Genomic DNA, 17,973 nt, shown 5'->3' with positions numbered 1-17,973 from the left:
GGAAGAGCGGCCTTGGATCGCTTGACCTGAGCGAATATGATCCTGACGCCTTGGAGAGGGACTCGGATGGAAATCGGCCGCGTCGAGCGCAAGCTCTCGGCGATCCTTGCGGCTGACGTCGCCGGGTATAGCCGGCTGATGGGCGCCGACGAGGAAGGAACCCTCGACCGCTTGAACTGCCATCGCCGCGAGCACCTCGATCCCTGCATTGCCCGGCATCGCGGCAGGATCGTCAAGACAACGGGCGACGGGCTGTTGGCGGAATTCGCAAGTGTTGTCGATGCAGTGCGCTGCGCTGTCGAGGTGCAGGCCGGCATGGCAGAACGCAATGCTGCCATAGCAACTGACGAACGGCTCGAATTCCGGATCGGCATCAATGTCGGCGATGTCATCGAGCAGGACGGCGACGTCTTCGGCGACGGGGTCAACATCGCCGCGCGTCTGGAGGGGATCGCCGAGCCGGGCGGGATCTGCGTTTCCGCACGCGTACAGGAAGATGCTGCGGGAAAGATCGGCCTGCGCTTCGAGGATATCGGCGAGCAGGCGCTGAAGAACATCGCCCGGCCGATCCGTGCCTATCGTCTGCGCCCGGATGGGGCGAAGCAGCGTGGGCCATCGCGTGCAACGGAGCGCCTGCCCGACAGACCGGCGCTTGCGGTGCTGCCTTTCCAGAACATGAGCGGCGACCCGGAGCAGGACTACTTCGCCGACGGCATCGTCGAGGACATCATCACCGCGCTCAGCCGCTTCAAGTCGTTTGCGGTGATCGCCCGCAATTCGAGCTTCGTTTACAAAGGCAAGGCCATCGACGTGCGGCAGGTCGCCCGGGAGCTCGGTGTCCGCTACGTGCTTGAAGGCAGCGTCCGACGCTCCGGACAGCGGCTGCGCATCACCGCACAGCTCATCGAGACGATAGCCGGGGCGCATCTTTGGGCCGACAGGTTTGATGGTGTCGTCGCAGACGTGTTCGACGTGCAGGACCGCATTGCCGAAAGTGTTATCGGCGTCATCGAGCCGCAGATCCGACAGGCCGAAATCGAACGCTCCCGCAGGCAACGCCCTGAAAGCCTCGATGCGTACGACCTCTACCTCAGGGCCCTGTCGAAGACGTACAGCGCGCGGCCCGAGGACAACGCCGAGGCCTTTGAGCTATTCATGCAGGCAGTCGCGCTCGAGCCGCACTATGCGGCGTTCCTCACCGGTGCCTGTTTTGCCCTCGAGTTCCGCATTGCCATGGGCTGGCCCGAGCTTACCGGCGACGACCGGTCCGCCTGTCTCGATCTGGTGCGCCGGGCCCTTGCCGATCCGCAGGGCGATGCGACCGTGCTGGCGCAATGCGGGCTGACGCTGGTGACCATGCGGGAGTACGACCGCGGCATGCAGATCGTCGCCAATGCCGTCGAGGCGAACCCCAACAGCCAGTTCGTGCTGATGGTCGCAGGCATTGCTGAACTGCATTGCGGGGACCTGGAGGACGCGCTCGCCCATAGCCGGCGCGCGATCCTAATGAGCCCGGGCGACCCGACGGCGCCGTGGCCCATGACCACGATTGCGCATGTGCACATGGCGCGCGGTAACTATCTCGAAGCGCTGAAGGCCGCGGAGCGGTCAATGGCGGTCAACGCGGGCCTCGACCCGACTTACTGGATGCTGATCGCGGCAAATGCACAGCTCGGCCGAATGGATGAGGCACATCGCTACCTGGCAAAGTTCCAGACACTCGCGCCAGACGTTACGATCGCGAGCATCAGGGCAGGACTGCCGGAATACGATCCATCGCGCATGGCGGCGATCTTCGAAGGCTTGCGGATCGCAGGACTGGAAGAGGGCTAGCCACTGCGCGGATGAGACCCCGTGGCCGAGGTGCGATGCAGCCCTCGGCGAGGGTGATCGCACACCTCCGAACGTCCATCGCCCATGACCGCTTTGCGTCCTCTTCACAGTCAGATCACCAGGCCCTTGGTCAGTTCCAGCGCCTGGCGTTCGAACAGCCGACGGTAGATGCCGCCTTGCAGCCGGATCAACGCGTCATGCGAACCCTCTTCGACGATGCGGCCGCGATCGAAGACCAAAAGCCGGTCGAGCGCCCTCACCGTCGACAGCCGGTGCGCAATGACCAGCGTCGTGCGGCCGACCATCAACCGCTCCATCGCCTGCTGGATCAGCACCTCCGATTCCGAATCGAGGCTTGATGTCGCCTCGTCTAGGATGAGGATGCGCGCATCGGCGAGGAAGGCGCGCGCTATCGCCACGCGCTGACGCTCGCCGCCCGACAGTTTCACGCCACGCTCACCGACCAGCGTGCCATAGCCCTTCGGCAGGCCGACGATGAAGTCGTGCGCGCTGGCCAGCCGTGCCGCATGCTCGATCTCGCCTTGCGTGGCGCCCGGACGGGCATAGGCGATGTTTTCAGCCAATGACCGGTGGAACAGGATCGGCTCCTGCTGGACGATCGCGATCTGCCCGCGCAGCGACGCTTGCGCCACCGTGGCAATATCCTGACCGTCGATCAGGATCTTGCCGGCGTTCACGTCATAGAGGCGCTGGATCAGCTTGACGAAGGTCGTCTTGCCGGAGCCCGAGTGACCGACCAGCCCGACGCGTTCACCTGGCGCGATGTCCACCGAAAAGTCGCGGTAAAGTGGCAATCGGTGGCTGCCATAGTGGAAGGTGACATTGTCGAAGCTGATGCGGCCGTCGGCGATCCGGATCGGCCTGGCCCCGGGCCGATCCTCGATGCCGAGCGGCTCGGACTGGAAGTCGACCAGTTCCTCCATGTCATTGATCGAGCGCTGCAAATTGCGGATATGCGTGCCGATATCCCTGAGATAACCCTGCAGCACGAAGAACGCGGTCAGCACGAAGGCGACATCGCCGGCACTGGCTTGCCCCCACGACCACAGCATCAGCGCCAGGCCGATGACGGCGGCCCTGAGCACCAGCAGCAACGCCCCTTGCGTGGTGCCGTTGACGGTGCCGCGCACCCAGGTGCGGCCCGTGCGGGCGCGCCATTTGGCGACGACCCTGGCAAGGCGCGTTTCCTCGCGCACTTCCGCGCCGAACCCCTTGACCACAGCGTTGCAGCTCACCGCATCGGCAAGCGAGCCACCGAGGCGTGTATCCCAGGTATTCGCCAGCCGTGCCGCCGGCGCGACATAGCCGAGCGACAGCATCGCCGTCACGGTGATGAACAGCACCGAGCCTGCCGCAACGACCGCACCCATCATCGGCCAGAACCAGCCAAGCAGCAGCGTCGAGCCGGCGAGCATGACGACGGACGGCAACAGCGCGATCAGGATCGTGTCGTTGAGCAGGTCGAGCGCCCACATGCCGCGCGTTATTTTGCGCACGGTCGACCCGGCAAAACTGTTGGCGTGCCAGTCGGTGGAAAAGCGCTGGACGCGGTGGAAGGCGTCGGCGGCGATATCCGCCATCATCTTCAGCGTCAGCTCGACGATGGCCATGAACGCCAGGTTGCGCAGCACGACGCCGGCAAGCGCCAGGGCCACCAGCATCGAAAACGCCGCCATCGCCGCGTTCCATGCCACCTCGTCCGCGCCGGCACTGCTGGCAACGGCATCGACCAGCCGGCCGGAATAGAGCGGCGTCAGTACGTCGGCCAGGGTCGACAGCAGGAATGTGCCCATGATGAGCGAAAGCCGCCACGGCTGACGCCGCCAATGGCAGAGCGTGAAACCAAGAACGCTGCGAAAGGCGCCTGCGCGCAGATCGATTCGAAAACGAGCCATGATGTCATTCGGGCGCAAACGAGCCCGATCCCGGTAAGGTCGAAAATTGAAGAAACCGCGCTAGGGCATTGGCCCAGGAATGCGGAAGGTTCGGCATATTTGGCGGCACACCCGATTTGTCGGGTGGCGACCGGCATCGACGAACGCCTGTTCTCAGATCGGCTTTGCCACAGAGGTAAAACCCTTGTAGCGCGCCGTTTGAGACCTAGGCTTCGCGGCCTCGCATAATAATGTCAAATCCTGGCATTCGGTCCTCCCAAAGGGGAATCGCGGAGACGTTCTTATAGGGACGGCTCAACGCCTCGCCAAGACAGGGAACCGCCGAAAGCGCATCTGGTCCAACCAGTGAGACGATTTTGCAACAACCGCGCTCAGCCGGTGCCAGCGCTCACGGCACCACAAGATAGGCCTTCTGATCGGCGATGGTGATCGACATATCCGTGCCGGAATTGAAATCGACGAAATCCATTTCCATGCCGTCGCTGAAAACCACGCCGCCCTTGCTCAGCCGCGAAGACACGACAAGCGGACGCTCGCGGGTGATGACGCCATGCACCAACGATACGCCTGTCGTCTTGCTCGGAAACGGTTCGCGCACCGAAAAGAACAGCTGCTCGCCTTCCCGGTCGTAACCCTGTGGCGGCACTGTCGGCACTGAAGTATCGCCATAGGCCGCGGCTAGACCGGCGGCACCCGCCATGACCGAGCGCAGCCAGCCGGTCGAGCCGGCACCGGTCGAAATGATGATGCCGCTCGACGACTGGCGTTCGGTCCTGCCGTTGTAGCTGAGATCGTAGCGCGCCGAGACATGCGTGCGGGCGCCGACGAACAGGTCGTTGAAGGCGATCAGCCGGCGCCCATCCCTGGAACGCGCCTCGGCCATGACCACGGCTTGCCGACGCGCCTTGCCGGTGATCGTGAGTGCCAGCACGCGTTCGGTGTCGTCGGCGCGCCATGGCAGGAGCGCACCGTCGAAAAGCGCCGGATCCGGGTTGATGCCGATCAGCGGCTGGTGCGGCAAATATTTCGCGGTGTTGGAGACCAGCCCGTCCTGGCCGAGCGCAATCACCACATCGGTTGTGAATTCGAACTGCGGCACCAGCTCGCGGTCGAGCCGCAATTGTTTGAGACCGGCCGGAAGCGAGCCCATCACCATTTCGAGTGCCCGATGATAGGTATCGTGCGCGGCCTTGACCGGGTCGAAATTCATGCCGGCTTGCCTGAGATAAAACCGGGCCTGGCCTTGTGTGTTGAAGCGCGCCGTCAGCTCCTCGAGCTCGGTCTTGCGGGTGACGACGATCACCCGATCGATCGGCCTGTCATTGCCCTCGCTGGCCACTAGATCACTTCGAAGGCCCGGCTTTCGCCGGCGTGGCAAGCTGGCTCAGCGCACTGGTCAGCATGTCGGGCGTGATCGAAAGATTGCCGACCGAACCGCCCTTCTCCGCCCAGGCCTTGAAGGCCATCGCCGTCAGCACATTGGCCGGCGCCGACGAATAGACGGTGAGTTCGAGCTGCTGTGCCTTGGCGTCCGCCTCGGCGAGCGTCAGCTTGTTGCGCGCCTCGGTGTCGACCAGAACCTTGTTGCGTTCGGCCAGTTCGATCTCGGTGGCCAGTTCGCTCTGCTTGATCTCGCGCTCTTTTTCCACCGCATGCGCCCGGCGCGCATAGATCGCTTCGTCGGCCTGGCGCTGCAAGGTCTCGCGGTACTCGGTCTGCAGCGCCTGCCGGATCTCCGGCGTCGGCTGGGCCGAGGTTATGTGGACCTCTTCGATCGACAGGCCCGCCGTCGATGCGATCGGGTCGCTGCGCAGCAGTTCGGCCAGATTGCCGCCGAGCTTGGTCACCTCGGCCAGCGCCTGCTCCAGGCTCATCCGCGACACCACGGCGCGCGCATGGCTCTGGATGGCGAGCACGAGACGTTCGGCGATCTTCTCACGGCCGTCGCCGGCGATATCGGCACGTCTGAGCCTGGCGCTGAAGTCGAAACCTTCCGCCGCCTTTACCGGATCGACAATGCGGTAGCTGACCGAACCCTGGATCGCCAGATCCTGGAAGTTCGCCGTCGTTTCGGTGAAGATGAAGGGGTTGTCGAGCGACGTTACCGGCACCATCGCGATGGTGGTGCCGAGCGTGCCGTACCAGAAGCTGATGCCGCGCCCCTGCTCAAGGATCTTGCCGTTCTTGAAGCGGACAATGTGATACTCAGGCGTTCCCCTGAAATAACTGACAAACATGCACGGCCCCCAGGTTCATCAAATCAAAACAGATAGTTACCCGCGATCCCTGAATCGATTGGTGATGGGATAGCGGCGGTCGCGGCCAAAATTCTTCCGGGTGATCTTTACACCCGGTGCCGCCTGCCGGCGCTTGTATTCGGCGATGTAGAGCAGGTGCTCGATGCGCGTCACCGTCGCCCGGTCATGGCCGCGCGCAACGATATCGTCGACGCCCATCTCGTTTTCGACCAGGCATTCCAGGATATCGTCCAGCACCGGATAGGGCGGCAGCGAATCCTGGTCGGTCTGGTTCTCGCGCAGTTCCGCCGAAGGCGCCTTGTCGATGATATTTTTCGGGATCACCTCGCCCGACGGGCCGAGCGCGCCCGGCGGCACATGCGCGTTGCGCCAGCGCGACAGTGCATAGACCTGCATCTTGTAGAGGTCTTTTATGGGATTGAAGCCGCCATTCATGTCGCCATAAAGCGTGGCGTAGCCGACCGACATCTCGCTCTTGTTGCCGGTGGTGACGACCATCGACCCGAACTTGTTGGAGATCGCCATCAGGATGGTGCCGCGCGCGCGGCTCTGCAAATTTTCCTCGGTGATACCTTCCTTGGTGCCCTCGAACATCTGCGTCAGCGTGTGCAGGAACCCTTCGACCGGTTCGAAGATCGGCACGATGTCGTAGCGGCAGCCGAGCGCGCGGGCGCAGTCCTCGGCGTCTGCGAGCGAGTCCTTCGAGGTGTAGCGGTAAGGCATCATCACCGCGCGCAGCCGTTCCTCGCCAAGCGCATCAACGGCGAGCGCGGCGCAGATCGCCGAATCGATGCCGCCGGAAAGGCCAAGCACCACGTTCTTGAAACCGTTCTTGTTGACGTAGTCGCGCAGGCCCAGCATGCAGGCGCGGTAGTCCGCCTCCTCGCGCTCGGGGATTTTCGACATCGGCCCTTCCGAGCAGACCCAGCCCGCATCCGTGCGCTTCCAGGTGGTGACGTCGACCGTCTCCTCGAACTGGCTCATCTGGAAAGCCAGCGTCTTGTCGGTGCCGATGGCAAAGGACGCGCCGTCGAAGATCAACTCGTCCTGGCCGCCGACCTGATTGGCATAGATCATCGGCAAACCGGTTTCGATGACCTGGCGGATGACGACCTGATGGCGCACATCGATCTTGGCGCGGTAATAGGGCGAGCCGTTCGGCACCAGCAGGATTTCCGCGCCGCTTTCGGCCAACGTCTCACAGATGCCGACGTCGCCCCAAATGTCCTCGCAGATTGGAATTCCGATGCGCACGCCACGGAAATTGACGGGTCCCTGAGCCTCGGGTCCGGCCTGGAAGACGCGCTTCTCGTCGAACTCGCCGTAATTCGGCAAATCGAGCTTGTAGCGCTCGGCAAGGATCTTGCCGCCATCGGCAAAGATGATCGAGTTGTGCGTGCCGCTCTTACGCTTCAACGGCGTGCCGATGATGACGCCTGGGCCGCCATCTGATGTATCGGCGGCAAAGTCCTGCGCCGCCTTTTCACAGGCCTTCAGGAAGGCCGGCTTCAGCACAAGATCCTCCGGCGGGTAGCCGGCGAGGAAAAGCTCGGTGAACAGCACGATGTCGGCGCCCTGGCGGGCGGCATCCGCCCTCGCCTCGCGCGCCTTGGCAAGATTGCCGGCGACATCGCCGACCGTCGGGTTGAGCTGGGCAACAGCGATGCGCAGAATATCGGGGGCGGTCTTCTTGGTCATGCCTGCTGACTTAGCGCGGCAAAATTCAGCGGGCAATGGCGTTCGTTTGGACCACCCCAGACCGATCGACAGATCGTGTCTAGCCGATCGACAGATCGTGTCCAGCCGATCGACAGATCGTGTCCAGCCGATCGACAGATCGTGTCTGACCTGTCGATGGCGTCCTTATTCGCCCATATATTCGCGCAGTGTGTCAGGCGAATGGTTCTCGCCGATCGACATCGCCAGAATGCGCGAAATGTGGCGGCGGGGCAGGCTGGTTTCAGCCGCCCAGACGTTGATCTGGTCCTGAATCTTGCCGAGATCCTTCTTCGATGTCGGGCTTTCCGCGATATCGAGGCCGGCATCGCGCAGCGCCGCTCCCATGTCGGCCGAAATGATGAAGGCATCCCACTCCAGCCAGCGCAGAAAATACTGGCCGGTGTTGCCGCCGAGCCGGCTGCCATGCTTGCCGAGATAAGCCATCAGCCCAACCTGGTCGTCGGCAGGCCATTCGGCGAGAAATTTGCCGAAACCGCCATGCTCCTTCGACACACGCTCGACGAAGGCGGCGTTGTCGCGCACAGATTTGATCTTCTGTGGGTTGCGCACGATGCGCTTGTCGGCGGTCAAATCGTGCCAGAAATCATCCGGCTGGAACAGCAGCCGCTTCGGCTCGAAGCCGAGAAACGCCTCCTCGAAACCGAGCCATTTCTGTTCGATGACCCGACAACAGTCAATTAGACACAGCAATCAGGGCTGAACTATGCTTGTTAGCTTTGTCCTTAGATCGAGAACGAACGCACTTGCAAGAATCTGATTTGCCTCCAGCGAAATCCAAGCGTTCAGCAGCATTGCAACCACCATGTCCTTGTCGATTCCAATGGCCTCTCCGAAGGCGCTCGGCCAATCGTGCAGGTCGACATGTGCGTTATCCGAATGAGACCTGCGGATGTCATCGACGTGCCTACTTAGATGTTGCGCAGCGAGTTCCGGTAGTTCGGCCACTAGCTTTTTCAAAACCGCCTCGGGAGCAGCGCCTCCGGGAAGTATCGAGAACGGCCACAACGCATCACCGATTTGTGCCGTTTGCATGTCACCGTCATACACGCCGATGAGCCGGGTGGCCTTTGTCGGCCACGGAAATTTGCGTCGGAGTTCCGTCACCACACCTTCGCCCCCGCAACGAAGCACTTCGGATTCGTTGGCGAGAGGGAGATCGTAAGCGTTGAGTAGGTATGAAAGGAACTTACTAGCAACCGAATCTTCAACCAAAAGAAGATTTTTCCTCCCAGAGAGAAAGCCAATCTGAAGCAAGAACTGACGCCAGTTCCGACGATCAAAAATACGGCTCCCCTCTGCACTCTTGTACATTGGTACATACTCGGGCTCCTGAAGGCGATCCATCATCCGTGTTGAGTGGCTCGAAATGACAATACTCAACCTCTTTGTGAGTGCCGTATGAGCGATAACGTCCATCATTGCTGCCTGCGCCGTTGGCGAAATAAAGGTCTCGGGTTCATCAATAAAAAGAAATGAACCGGCAGTCGCCCTCCGAAGGCGCCAAAAGGTGTTCAGTGTAGATATTTCTCCTAGGCTCATCGTTTTAATGTCGTATTGAACTCCAAACTCCTGAACCACAAAGAATGGAACCATAGGATCAAATTGCTCTATCTCGTATATCTCAACCTTTTCATAGGATTTACCCGTGATGTACCGCACTAGTGCGAGTTCTTTTTCCTCTAAGACAATCGGGTCGACGCCATTCAAAGTATCTCGTATACTAACAATTTTCTGGAAGAAATCCTGCAGCTCAAATGCCTCTCTGGGTACATCTATGAAGACACTCTTTACATTTTCCGGGATAACGCCCGCCTCAATAAGATTTCCTGACTCGAAGGTGCGTTTTATTGGAGTATTGTTAGCAAATAGGCTCAGCGCAACCTTCCCCGCCTGAAGGCGGGCCCATGCAGATGCGTCCTTTGCATTGTCCCAATCTAACGCCGCCCAAAGGAGGCGCAGAAAGATCGTTTTGCCGACGCCATTCAGACCGCAAACCATGGTGATCGGCGACTCGAAGTCCACGGTAGTGTCGAACAACCCGGCAATGCCCGAAAAGGTCACGCTCGAAAGTCTGCTGGGAAATGGCGCAGCCTCACGAAGCTTGGACCAGTTGTGACTCGCTTCGGCCTTCCTCACCGCAAACGCCCCCAGACGAAAGGGTCTAGGATCGACTCAAGCCTGTACTCGAGTTCGAAAGGCTCCGTGTTGTTTATGAAGCTCATTGCCTCCGACAATATCCGGTGTTTCTCCGGTCCAAACGGCAAATCGCTGGCTTCAATATGGGGCAGTGCGAAGAAGTTAAAATGAAGGATGAAGTCACGAAGGATGACTGACGAAATATCCAAAACTCGAGAGGTCGACCGGTCGTTGTAGATGGATATCAAGCCACTCCATGCTCGCTCACTTACACCAGTGAGCGTGAGTGGAGCGTTAGTTGGAGCCCCCCTGCGATGCGCCAAGCGCTCTTCCTCGAAGTCATGAAGAAGGGAGGGATGCTGGCTCAATATGGGCGTCCTGCCATGCAAAACAAAGGAAGCACAAAACAATAACCACGACAGCAACGTCGCCTTGTTAAACCTCGTCCTGTATTCATACTTCCTTAGACGAGAGAAAACATCAATCGACTCGCCAGCAACGTATATAATCTCAGCATTGAATGGATCATTTGACCTAAAACGATCAGAGATCGAATTAGCAGTTAGCTTAACGATCAAGGAATCTGCTTCGAGTGTGCACAGGAACTTAGATATTACATCATCATAAGACATCCTAGAGTTGGAAAATCCTAGGGTATCCGACGAATTTCCGTAATTCTCAAAAACGCTTACCAAATCCTTTACCTGCTCACGCACAGGTCCATAAAAGGCATTGCGCTGTTCTGCTGCTGTAACGTTGGTTATAGCATTGAGACGAAAGAAAAGTTCGCCCGGTTCCTCCGGTTGATAGTCCGTGACACGCATAACTCGAATCGTGAAGTTGTCGAACAGCCTGCGAGCATCGGGTGGTAGCTCATTGTAGCGCAGCCCATCCAGCCGGTGCATTCGTTCATCAAATGGGGGAATATTTCCGTCGACCGGATAATGTCCATTTACGAAATCTCGAATAGCAACCAATCGCTGCTGCCCATCTAGGACTTCTTGCTGATGGGAGCCGGGAACTACAACGGTGTGGATTGGTGGCACGTACCAATTGCGAAGTATGCTATCGATTAGCCGGCGCTTTTTTTGTGTCGACCATACCTCGCCACGTTGAAAATCGGGCTGCAGGTCCAAATCACCGTTCTTTATTCGGGCAACTATCGTCTGGATGTCGGGGTCGGAGGGTGAAAGCTGCATAAGTCGATCTGCCAATTAGAGCGCTGGAAACCCATAAAGCACCAATGGATACAGCGGAGCTTGGTCGGAACCAATAGGCACGCCGCATTAACGCCCTGCAAAGTGCGCCGCATTCGACATCGTTTGTCTGGCCAGTGATCGTGGCTCGACTCGCAATCAACAAAATGAAAGCTGAAACGGCGTCCCGTGTCTCACTAGCCCCTGCCCTTGCGGGAAAGACCATAGCCGCTCGTTTCCGTCCCACAAGAGTTCGATTGACATTTTGGGAAAGTTGTCCCACAATCCTTAAGAGGCTAATGGGACAAATTCTTTTATGTACGTCGGATACGCAAGAACCAGCACGGTCGAGCAGCAAGCGGGCCACGAGGCACAGCTTCGGGATTTGCAATCGCAGGGATGCGAGAAGGTTTTCAGCGAACAGGTTTCTTCCGTTAATGCAAAGCGGACGGAACTTGAAAGGGCCGTCGAGTTTGTTCGAGAGGGTGACGTATTGGTCGTTACCCGACTGGACCGCCTTGCACGCTCTGTCGGTGACCTCCTTCAGATTGTCAGCCGGTTGGAAGTAAAGAAGGTTGGGCTGAAGATTCTTGATATGGCGATTGATACAACCTCGCCCACGGGTCGGCTTCTCTTGAACCTTGTCGGTGCCATCGCCCAGTTCGAGCGTGAGATCATGATTGCTCGACAGCGTGAAGGCATTGCAAAAGCGAAGGCCCAGCACAAGTTCAAGGGCCGAGCGCCCACAGCTCGTCGCAAGACAGCCGATGTGGTGTCGATGCACAGGGAGGGCAAAAAGCCGGTGGAAATCTCCCGAGCACTCGCCCTCGGGCGTTCGTCTGTTTATCGCATTCTGGCCGAGACTGCCGGGTAGTCACTATGAGATGAGCCTGGACTCGCCTGACACCATCAACGGAGCGCCAAATGGACTTCATTTTCGGCGAGAAACTTCAGGCGACAATCGGATCGATTCTGAAGGAGGACGATTTTATCTGCGCTGTCGCATTCTGGGGTAAGGGAGCATCGGCACGGCTGGCCAAGCGTTCGCCCCAAGGCCGGTTGCCGAGAATCATATGCAATCTGACATCCGGTGGGACCAACCCCTACGAGATTGAGAAATTGATCGGCAATGAGCTAAGTGCCTATGGTCATGTGAAGCAGTCGAACGCCTTACACGCAAAGGTCTTTCTGGCTTCAGACAGGGCTGTGGTCGGCTCCGCAAATGTGTCAACCAATGGGTTGGGTATCGAAGGTGCCGCCCCAGCAAAATGGATCGAAGCTGGAGTCCTGGTCACCGACAAGGGGCAGCTTGGACCGATTTCGGCATGGCTTGAAGCCGAGTGGGAAGGAGCAGCAATCATCGGTCGGGATGATCTGCTCCGTGCAAGAGAAACATGGTTTCGGCATCAGATGGCAAACGGGCCAACTTTAAAGTCTCAGGGGTCGAGTTCCAGCCTCGCCAAATTTCCGGTGCCACCTTCTGATGGTGCAATCGCCGGAGTGGATTTCCCACTCCTGAATTGGTGGAATGATACGCCTTATCGGTGGGCACCAGAAGCGATAAGCGCCGTTTCCAAATTGCTCTCGGACAATGACCCAAAGAAAATCGAGGCCCGCCTGGATAACGCCTTTGAGGTCGATCTGCGGGACAGGGAGACGTTGAGTCCGGGCAGATGGGTTGTCGCTTGGGAGGCCGCAGGCGAAAATAACTTTCCTGCTCGAAGGAAGCCATACTGGTTTTACACAGGTCAGATTCTGCCAAAAGGGATCATCTATGACGATGACCCCACCCGATATCCGGCCATTTTGGGCGCCGACTATCGAGGCAAGGTGACGCCTCCTTTCGAGTTGGACGCTTCGACGATTAAGGCTTTCCGTAACGTTATCGTACGGCCAAAGTTCTCGTCGTTGTTGGAGAGTTCCTATCCCTACTTCACAAAGCGGCGCCTTTCGGCCATGCGAGAGTTTCTGGAGGATTGGAAGTCGGAATTGATAAGAGCGACGGGATGAGAGCAGCCTGCCTCACGGAGGCTCGTAAGACCCGTGAGTTTCGTCGGCGATTCAACGTTGGCGGTGTGCTCTATGAGTTCTCAGCTATCAATGGTGGCCCGGTTACGTTTGGCACAATCGGTGGCGGAACTTCACTCAAGGCCTTCTCAGGCAGCATATGGGGCGCCTGGGATGACGAAAACGCCAAGTTTAGTGAAGGTGGCTATTTTCGAAACGGATTTCCCGTTCTCCGGAGCGTGGTGTCGCTGACAACCGAATGGATTCGAAGCGAAAGGCCCTTTCGGTTCCACTTCGAAGCGGTCAGCGATAGGAAGCATCGAATTTATCGCTACCTCGTGGCTCGATACCAATCCCCGGCAATCCGGCAGTATGTGCACTACATGGAGGACGACCGGTTCTGGTTCGTTCGGACCGACGAGCGACCGTAGAGACGGTATCGAGCGCTTTGATCACCTTGTCGGCCAGGTCTTGGGGTTTAGTTTTTGAGCTTCTTCGCCGGTGCGAGGGCGGGAACGTTGCTCGCTATTTCCAATGTAATGATTATATTGCAGGTTATATGAGCCAATTAATGTATTTTCGCATATAATCTGAATATTAGTTAAATGTAAGATTTGGTCTATTGCAGATTACTATTGACGTCTTATGGTCGACATGCTATAACCACCCCAGCATTGACGGTCTCCGTTCGTCAAACTCCTTCAATTGGAGAATGTATTTACGTAGTCACTTCGAAAAAGGCCGCTTTTTGCGCTTTGGTCGCCATATGATTCGGTTCATTTCCGGATGAAAAGCAACAACTACTAAATACACACTGTGTGCACAGGGATATTCGCTGCGCAACAGATTGGCGTGGATCGCATTGTTATGAGCAAATTTGAAATGGCATACTTGCCACCAACGGCGAAGCCATGCCTTACGAGAGTAATACAATAGTAATGAGTGAAAATAATACTATGACACCACCTGATTTCATCGAATCTGTTACCGAAACTCATATGCCGAAATTTCACGAGGACTATGGTCGAGCAGTCAACAGATTCCGCCAAGCCTCGGAGATTGGCCAGAAGCTCGATGCGATGTTCGACATGCTACAGTTGATGCTGAGCATCGGCCTCCACGCAGCAGCGAAACACGACCGGCTCGACGCAGAATGATCGATCGGAACTCACGGATTTCTTTGGAGCCTACTGCGGCTCACGCTCTGAGATTGATGGCCAAGCGAACTAAAACCGACAGCGTCCAGGAATTGGCTGGCAAAATCATCAACGAGTGGCTTCTGAGCCAAAAAGCAGACGTCGCTCGTGAATTGATTATCGAGAAGACCACACGCCATCGAATGACCCAGTTCGTTACAATCCCTTTTGCGAGGGCCGGATCGATCGAAGAGGCGGTAGAAGCGGCATACCGCAGAATCAGGGCCGCCAAGACGCAGCCACCATTACAGATGGATGAGCCGATAGCCATCTTGAGGGTTCACGATCGGCCGCTTGGCGATCGCTTGGTCAAGCGGTATTTTTCGACGCTGCGGCGTCAGTTTGATCGAAATTTGCCGGCAATTGCAATCAGTGAGACCGTCAAGAAGAACGGGATCGACTCGACCTTCCTTCACTATCATTGCCTGCTTGCAATTCCGGACCACGAGGAGCTGAGATTTCGTCGGTGGTCACAGACTTTCTGGGGCAAGATTGGGGTGCAGAAGGTTGGCTTCCCTGTGAAGCCGTCGATCCTTCGGCTGGATTCACAAGATTTGGCCATCCGTTATGCCCTCAAGAACGTGGACGAGCGTTACCCGATCGAGAACATTATCCTATCCGGCTATGATCTACAGCCGGCATAAATCGGGCTGACAGCCCGTTTCGCTGCGGCAAAGCCCGAGGAAATAGAATGGCTGAAAAATCACTTAGATTCGGAGTTGTCGACGACCTTGATAATCGGGCCGCTTCTTGGAAGCTCTTTACCCGCACTGGCCCAAACATCGATTTCTATCTCGCTTGTCGTGAACTCGGGGGCTCACTCAAGACTAGTTTCCATCAGTCGGGATTTTGGCACACGGCTTATGACCAGGCGACGTTTAAACGGATGGAGCCGGCCGACCAACAAGGTCGAGATCGTTTCATCAGCAAGTGGCCAAAGCCTACCGAAAAGCTACCGGGATTTCGAATAGGCATGCACATCATCACGCCATTTGGATCATCGACGGTTCAAGACCAAAAATTGCCCACCGGTTTCATAAAAGTTGCGCCCGCCCCGACCGGACGAGCAATCGAGTTCACTGTTGCGGTGAGCGAACCGCAACTGTCCATTTCAGGCTGGCCAGGAAGCACGAACCTTGTCGGCACGCTTGCACTTGCCGACGGCTCGACCGTCTGGGTTCTATCGTCCGTCGTCGATATACCTGTTCTCAAACTTCCTAGCCGTAGTCCTCATTTCTTCGAGGGCCACGATGTGTCTGATCTAAGAAGCGAAGGCTTACGGGCGCTGGCGTTTGCGGACTGCGACGATGGGTCAAAGATGATTGTTGACGCCAAGGTCGCCCCCCTAGCGCACCCGTAGCCTTCGGCCTTGGTCAGAAATAGGCCAAGTACGGGCCACGATTGGGTGGTCAAATTGTCCTCTAAAAGCCGTTGAAGCCTCCAGCGCCATCGGAATGCCATATACGGCCATTGATACCGGGGCCGAAGCCATTGAAGCCCCCTGCGCCGTTGGAGTGCCATATTTGCCCAGCAATTCCGGCACCAAACCCATTGAAGCCCCCAGCACCGTTGGAGCGCCACATTTGGCCGGCGATTCCGGGACCAAACCCATTGAAACCCCCAGCACCGTTGGAGCGCCACATTTGGCCGTCGATTCCGGGACCAAACCCATTGAAGCCCCCAGCACCGTTGGAGCGCCACATTTGGCCGGCGATTCCGGGACCAAACCCATTGAAACCATCACCGGCAGCCCTCCACATGGCGCCCGGCCCACCATCAAAAAGTACCACCGTCATTGTCATGCCTCCTGTCGGTCCTCCCAGTGTATCCAGGTTATCGCCGATGCATCCCTTACCTATTGACCAGCCGCCTCTGCTTCGCCGCCCTTTGCATCGGTAAGCCCTGGGAAGATACGATCCATTTCCTTCGGAAATAGGTTCCCGTCCATTCCTTTGAGGTTATCCTTGAAATTGTTCATCGTGTAAGATTGCATATCCCATTCTTTCGTCTCGCCATCGACCTTCTTGGACATAAACGTTTCGATTCCGACATCGGACATAATCAACACAGCCAGTTCCAAATCCCACACGGATGCCAACGTGAAAGGGTACTGGTCCATTAACTTCGCATCGATTCCGGCTTTCTGCAGTTGGGCAAGAGCGACCTTCCGAATCGGCTCGTACAGTCCCGCTGAGTAGAAATCCTCAAGCATTACAACCACAGGGTAAATGGGCCTCTTGTCGTGCTTCCAAAGCGGATGTTCGCCGTCAAGCGCTGCCTGCAACGCCTTGTAGGTTTGTGCTACACCCTTGCCGAACTCAATTACGTCGGCATCAAGCGCCGAGCTATCTAGAATCTTGGTCTTTGCGAGATATGTAAACCTCTTCGTTTTGCACTCGACAAATAGATGGGCGGTCTTGTCAGAAACGATCCAATCAATGGTATGTTTAGGGCTGCCCCTGAAGATATATTCCTGCTCCTGGGTAATCGCAAACGTTCCAGCTCTATCAGCAGCCTCGAACATCTCGCCAACATAATTTTGAAAGGACGGGCCGAAAAAGTCTGAAAAGTTCGGCATGCCGCAAATCTCGTAGTACAGTCCTTCGGACACTCTTCTAATAAGGTAGTTCGGTATCGGGCATATAAGTTCGATAGGTCCATTCAAATCGTGAAGTATGAGAGGACTAACGACCAACGGATTCCGGACATATATAAAATCTTCTCCGAGGCTGAAGCTCTTTTCGGCTTCTTCAAACAAATTCCAAAATTGACTCGAAAAATGCTTTATGAAGATAGATACTTCTTCAGCAGTCGCAAAATTGTTTCCAACTTGAATTGGGATACTCTGCGAAAACTGCTTCATATAGATCGCAAAGAATGCCATTCCTATCCTCAATATCTTCTCGATTGGCAATCCGACCTTCTGAAAGATCATTGCATCCAGTTCTTTGACGCCGAATATCTTGAGATACCTTACAAGCCAGCGACTACTGGGCCTCGTCTGCCATGGAAACTGTTGGTTTTGAATCCTAAAAACTTCAGACATAAGCTTGGCATCCAATATGTCGGAATGGGCTTTCTGAACGTCCCCATGAATGTCTTTCACGTGATTTATCGCATCAGCGAGTTCGTCCCAATGAGCAATATTGCGAGTTCCCCACCGTGAAGCATACCGAAGCAATTCACGGCAAAGAATGTCTAATTCCCACTCAAAAAGGCCCAACTCGATTTTGTCTCTATCCTCCAAAGAGGCTATGGTTTTTAGCCAAGCAGGAAGCGGCGTCTTGAACTGAAAAAACACAATGTAGGCATGGATAGCTTCCAACGATTCAACTAATGGCATAGCGGCCAGACGTTGGCGTAGGCGTCGATGGTTGCGCAGAAATTTATCCATGGTGAGCGTTTTGTTTTCCATCCGAACTTCTACCGATCAAACAAAATACCCTTCAGCCGGTCTGCCACGCCTTCTTAGACGACAAAAGCGACGGTGAGCCGATCCGCACATCCATGCCGTCTGTTGGGTCCCTACGGCCCGTGTAGAGGGCTTCGAGCGATGGTCCGACGGTCATGGCCACACTTCGCTAAGATAGACATTCGATTGGCGGATGAAACGCAAGAGCACCTTGCCAACGCTGTGCGCCACGCATCGAACTATCATGCAAAATGGGTTTTGCACGACAGCGCATTCGAA

General features: G+C 56.9%; 16 protein-coding genes. 6 read left to right on the top strand and 10 right to left on the bottom strand.

The features are described from left to right. Positions 1 to 66 precede the first annotated feature (66 nt). Positions 67 to 1,833 (top strand): adenylate/guanylate cyclase domain-containing protein, encoded by a 1,767-nt coding sequence (locus AC1DX6_RS14165; RefSeq protein WP_477314294.1) that lies wholly within the window; start codon positions 67 to 69, stop codon positions 1,831 to 1,833. Between the two features lie 110 nt (positions 1,834 to 1,943). Here AC1DX6_RS14165 and AC1DX6_RS14160 read toward each other — a convergent pair whose 3' ends face one another. The 7 genes from AC1DX6_RS14160 to AC1DX6_RS14130 form a co-directional block, all read right to left on the bottom strand. Continuing rightward, complete coding sequence (locus tag AC1DX6_RS14160) at positions 1,944 to 3,749, bottom strand: ABC transporter ATP-binding protein (RefSeq protein WP_477314292.1); 1,806 nt, start codon at positions 3,747 to 3,749, stop codon at positions 1,944 to 1,946. 388 nt (positions 3,750 to 4,137) lie between these two features. Continuing rightward, positions 4,138 to 5,088 (bottom strand): diacylglycerol kinase catalytic domain-containing protein, encoded by a 951-nt coding sequence (locus AC1DX6_RS14155; protein WP_477314290.1) that lies wholly within the window; start codon positions 5,086 to 5,088, stop codon positions 4,138 to 4,140. 4 nt (positions 5,089 to 5,092) lie between these two features. Beyond that, positions 5,093 to 5,986, bottom strand: coding sequence for an SPFH domain-containing protein (locus AC1DX6_RS14150; RefSeq protein WP_477314288.1), 894 nt, complete (start codon positions 5,984 to 5,986; stop codon positions 5,093 to 5,095). 36 nt (positions 5,987 to 6,022) lie between these two features. Next, positions 6,023 to 7,705, bottom strand: a complete 1,683-nt coding sequence (locus tag AC1DX6_RS14145) for an NAD+ synthase (protein ID WP_477314286.1) — start codon at positions 7,703 to 7,705, stop codon at positions 6,023 to 6,025. 165 nt (positions 7,706 to 7,870) lie between these two features. Continuing rightward, the gene (locus AC1DX6_RS14140) at positions 7,871 to 8,437 is read right to left on the bottom strand and encodes a DNA-3-methyladenine glycosylase I (protein WP_477314284.1); all 567 of its coding nucleotides are present in this window, start codon (positions 8,435 to 8,437) and stop codon (positions 7,871 to 7,873) included. Further along, complete coding sequence (locus AC1DX6_RS14135) at positions 8,438 to 9,808, bottom strand: AAA family ATPase (RefSeq protein WP_477314282.1); 1,371 nt, start codon at positions 9,806 to 9,808, stop codon at positions 8,438 to 8,440. 71 nt (positions 9,809 to 9,879) lie between these two features. Continuing rightward, the gene (locus AC1DX6_RS14130; RefSeq protein ID WP_477314280.1) at positions 9,880 to 11,082 is read right to left on the bottom strand and encodes a DUF262 domain-containing protein; all 1,203 of its coding nucleotides are present in this window, start codon (positions 11,080 to 11,082) and stop codon (positions 9,880 to 9,882) included. Positions 11,083 to 11,395: 313 nt separating this feature from the next. Here AC1DX6_RS14130 and AC1DX6_RS14125 point away from each other — a divergent pair, with 313 nt between their 5' ends. The 5 genes from AC1DX6_RS14125 (at position 11,396) to AC1DX6_RS14105 (ending at position 15,642) form a co-directional block, all read left to right on the top strand. Next, positions 11,396 to 11,953: a recombinase family protein gene (locus tag AC1DX6_RS14125; protein ID WP_477314278.1), complete on the top strand. Its 558-nt coding sequence runs from the start codon at positions 11,396 to 11,398 to the stop codon at positions 11,951 to 11,953. Positions 11,954 to 12,003: 50 nt separating this feature from the next. Next, the gene (locus tag AC1DX6_RS14120) at positions 12,004 to 13,089 is read left to right on the top strand and encodes a phospholipase D family protein (RefSeq protein WP_477314276.1); all 1,086 of its coding nucleotides are present in this window, start codon (positions 12,004 to 12,006) and stop codon (positions 13,087 to 13,089) included. A 953-nt stretch (positions 13,090 to 14,042) separates the two neighbouring features. After that, the gene (locus tag AC1DX6_RS14115; protein ID WP_477314274.1) at positions 14,043 to 14,243 is read left to right on the top strand and encodes a hypothetical protein; all 201 of its coding nucleotides are present in this window, start codon (positions 14,043 to 14,045) and stop codon (positions 14,241 to 14,243) included. A gap of 56 nt (positions 14,244 to 14,299) precedes the next feature. Further along, positions 14,300 to 14,926, top strand: a complete 627-nt coding sequence (locus AC1DX6_RS14110; RefSeq protein ID WP_477314272.1) for a hypothetical protein — start codon at positions 14,300 to 14,302, stop codon at positions 14,924 to 14,926. A 47-nt stretch (positions 14,927 to 14,973) separates the two neighbouring features. Then, positions 14,974 to 15,642 carry a hypothetical protein gene (locus tag AC1DX6_RS14105; RefSeq protein ID WP_477314271.1) on the top strand — a complete coding sequence of 223 codons (669 nt, stop codon included), beginning with the start codon at positions 14,974 to 14,976 and terminating at the stop codon, positions 15,640 to 15,642. A gap of 61 nt (positions 15,643 to 15,703) precedes the next feature. Here the strand turns inward: AC1DX6_RS14105 and AC1DX6_RS14100 are convergent, their stop codons facing one another. From AC1DX6_RS14100 to AC1DX6_RS14090, 3 genes are read right to left on the bottom strand one after another with little or no spacing between them, the layout of a single operon-like run. Next, positions 15,704 to 16,078, bottom strand: a complete 375-nt coding sequence (locus AC1DX6_RS14100) for a hypothetical protein (RefSeq protein WP_477314270.1) — start codon at positions 16,076 to 16,078, stop codon at positions 15,704 to 15,706. Positions 16,079 to 16,137: 59 nt separating this feature from the next. Continuing rightward, on the bottom strand, positions 16,138 to 17,697 hold the full coding sequence (locus tag AC1DX6_RS14095) for a hypothetical protein (RefSeq protein WP_477314268.1): 1,560 nt from the start codon (positions 17,695 to 17,697) through the stop codon (positions 16,138 to 16,140). Between the two features lie 31 nt (positions 17,698 to 17,728). Next, positions 17,729 to 17,851 (bottom strand): hypothetical protein, encoded by a 123-nt coding sequence (locus tag AC1DX6_RS14090; protein WP_477314266.1) that lies wholly within the window; start codon positions 17,849 to 17,851, stop codon positions 17,729 to 17,731. Positions 17,852 to 17,973: the final 122 nt, after the last annotated feature.

It is taken from the genome of Mesorhizobium sp. P2_C4 (assembly GCF_056404575.1).
The sequence above is the reverse complement of the archived record's forward strand: the minus strand, read 5'-3'. Positions and strand labels throughout refer to the sequence as shown.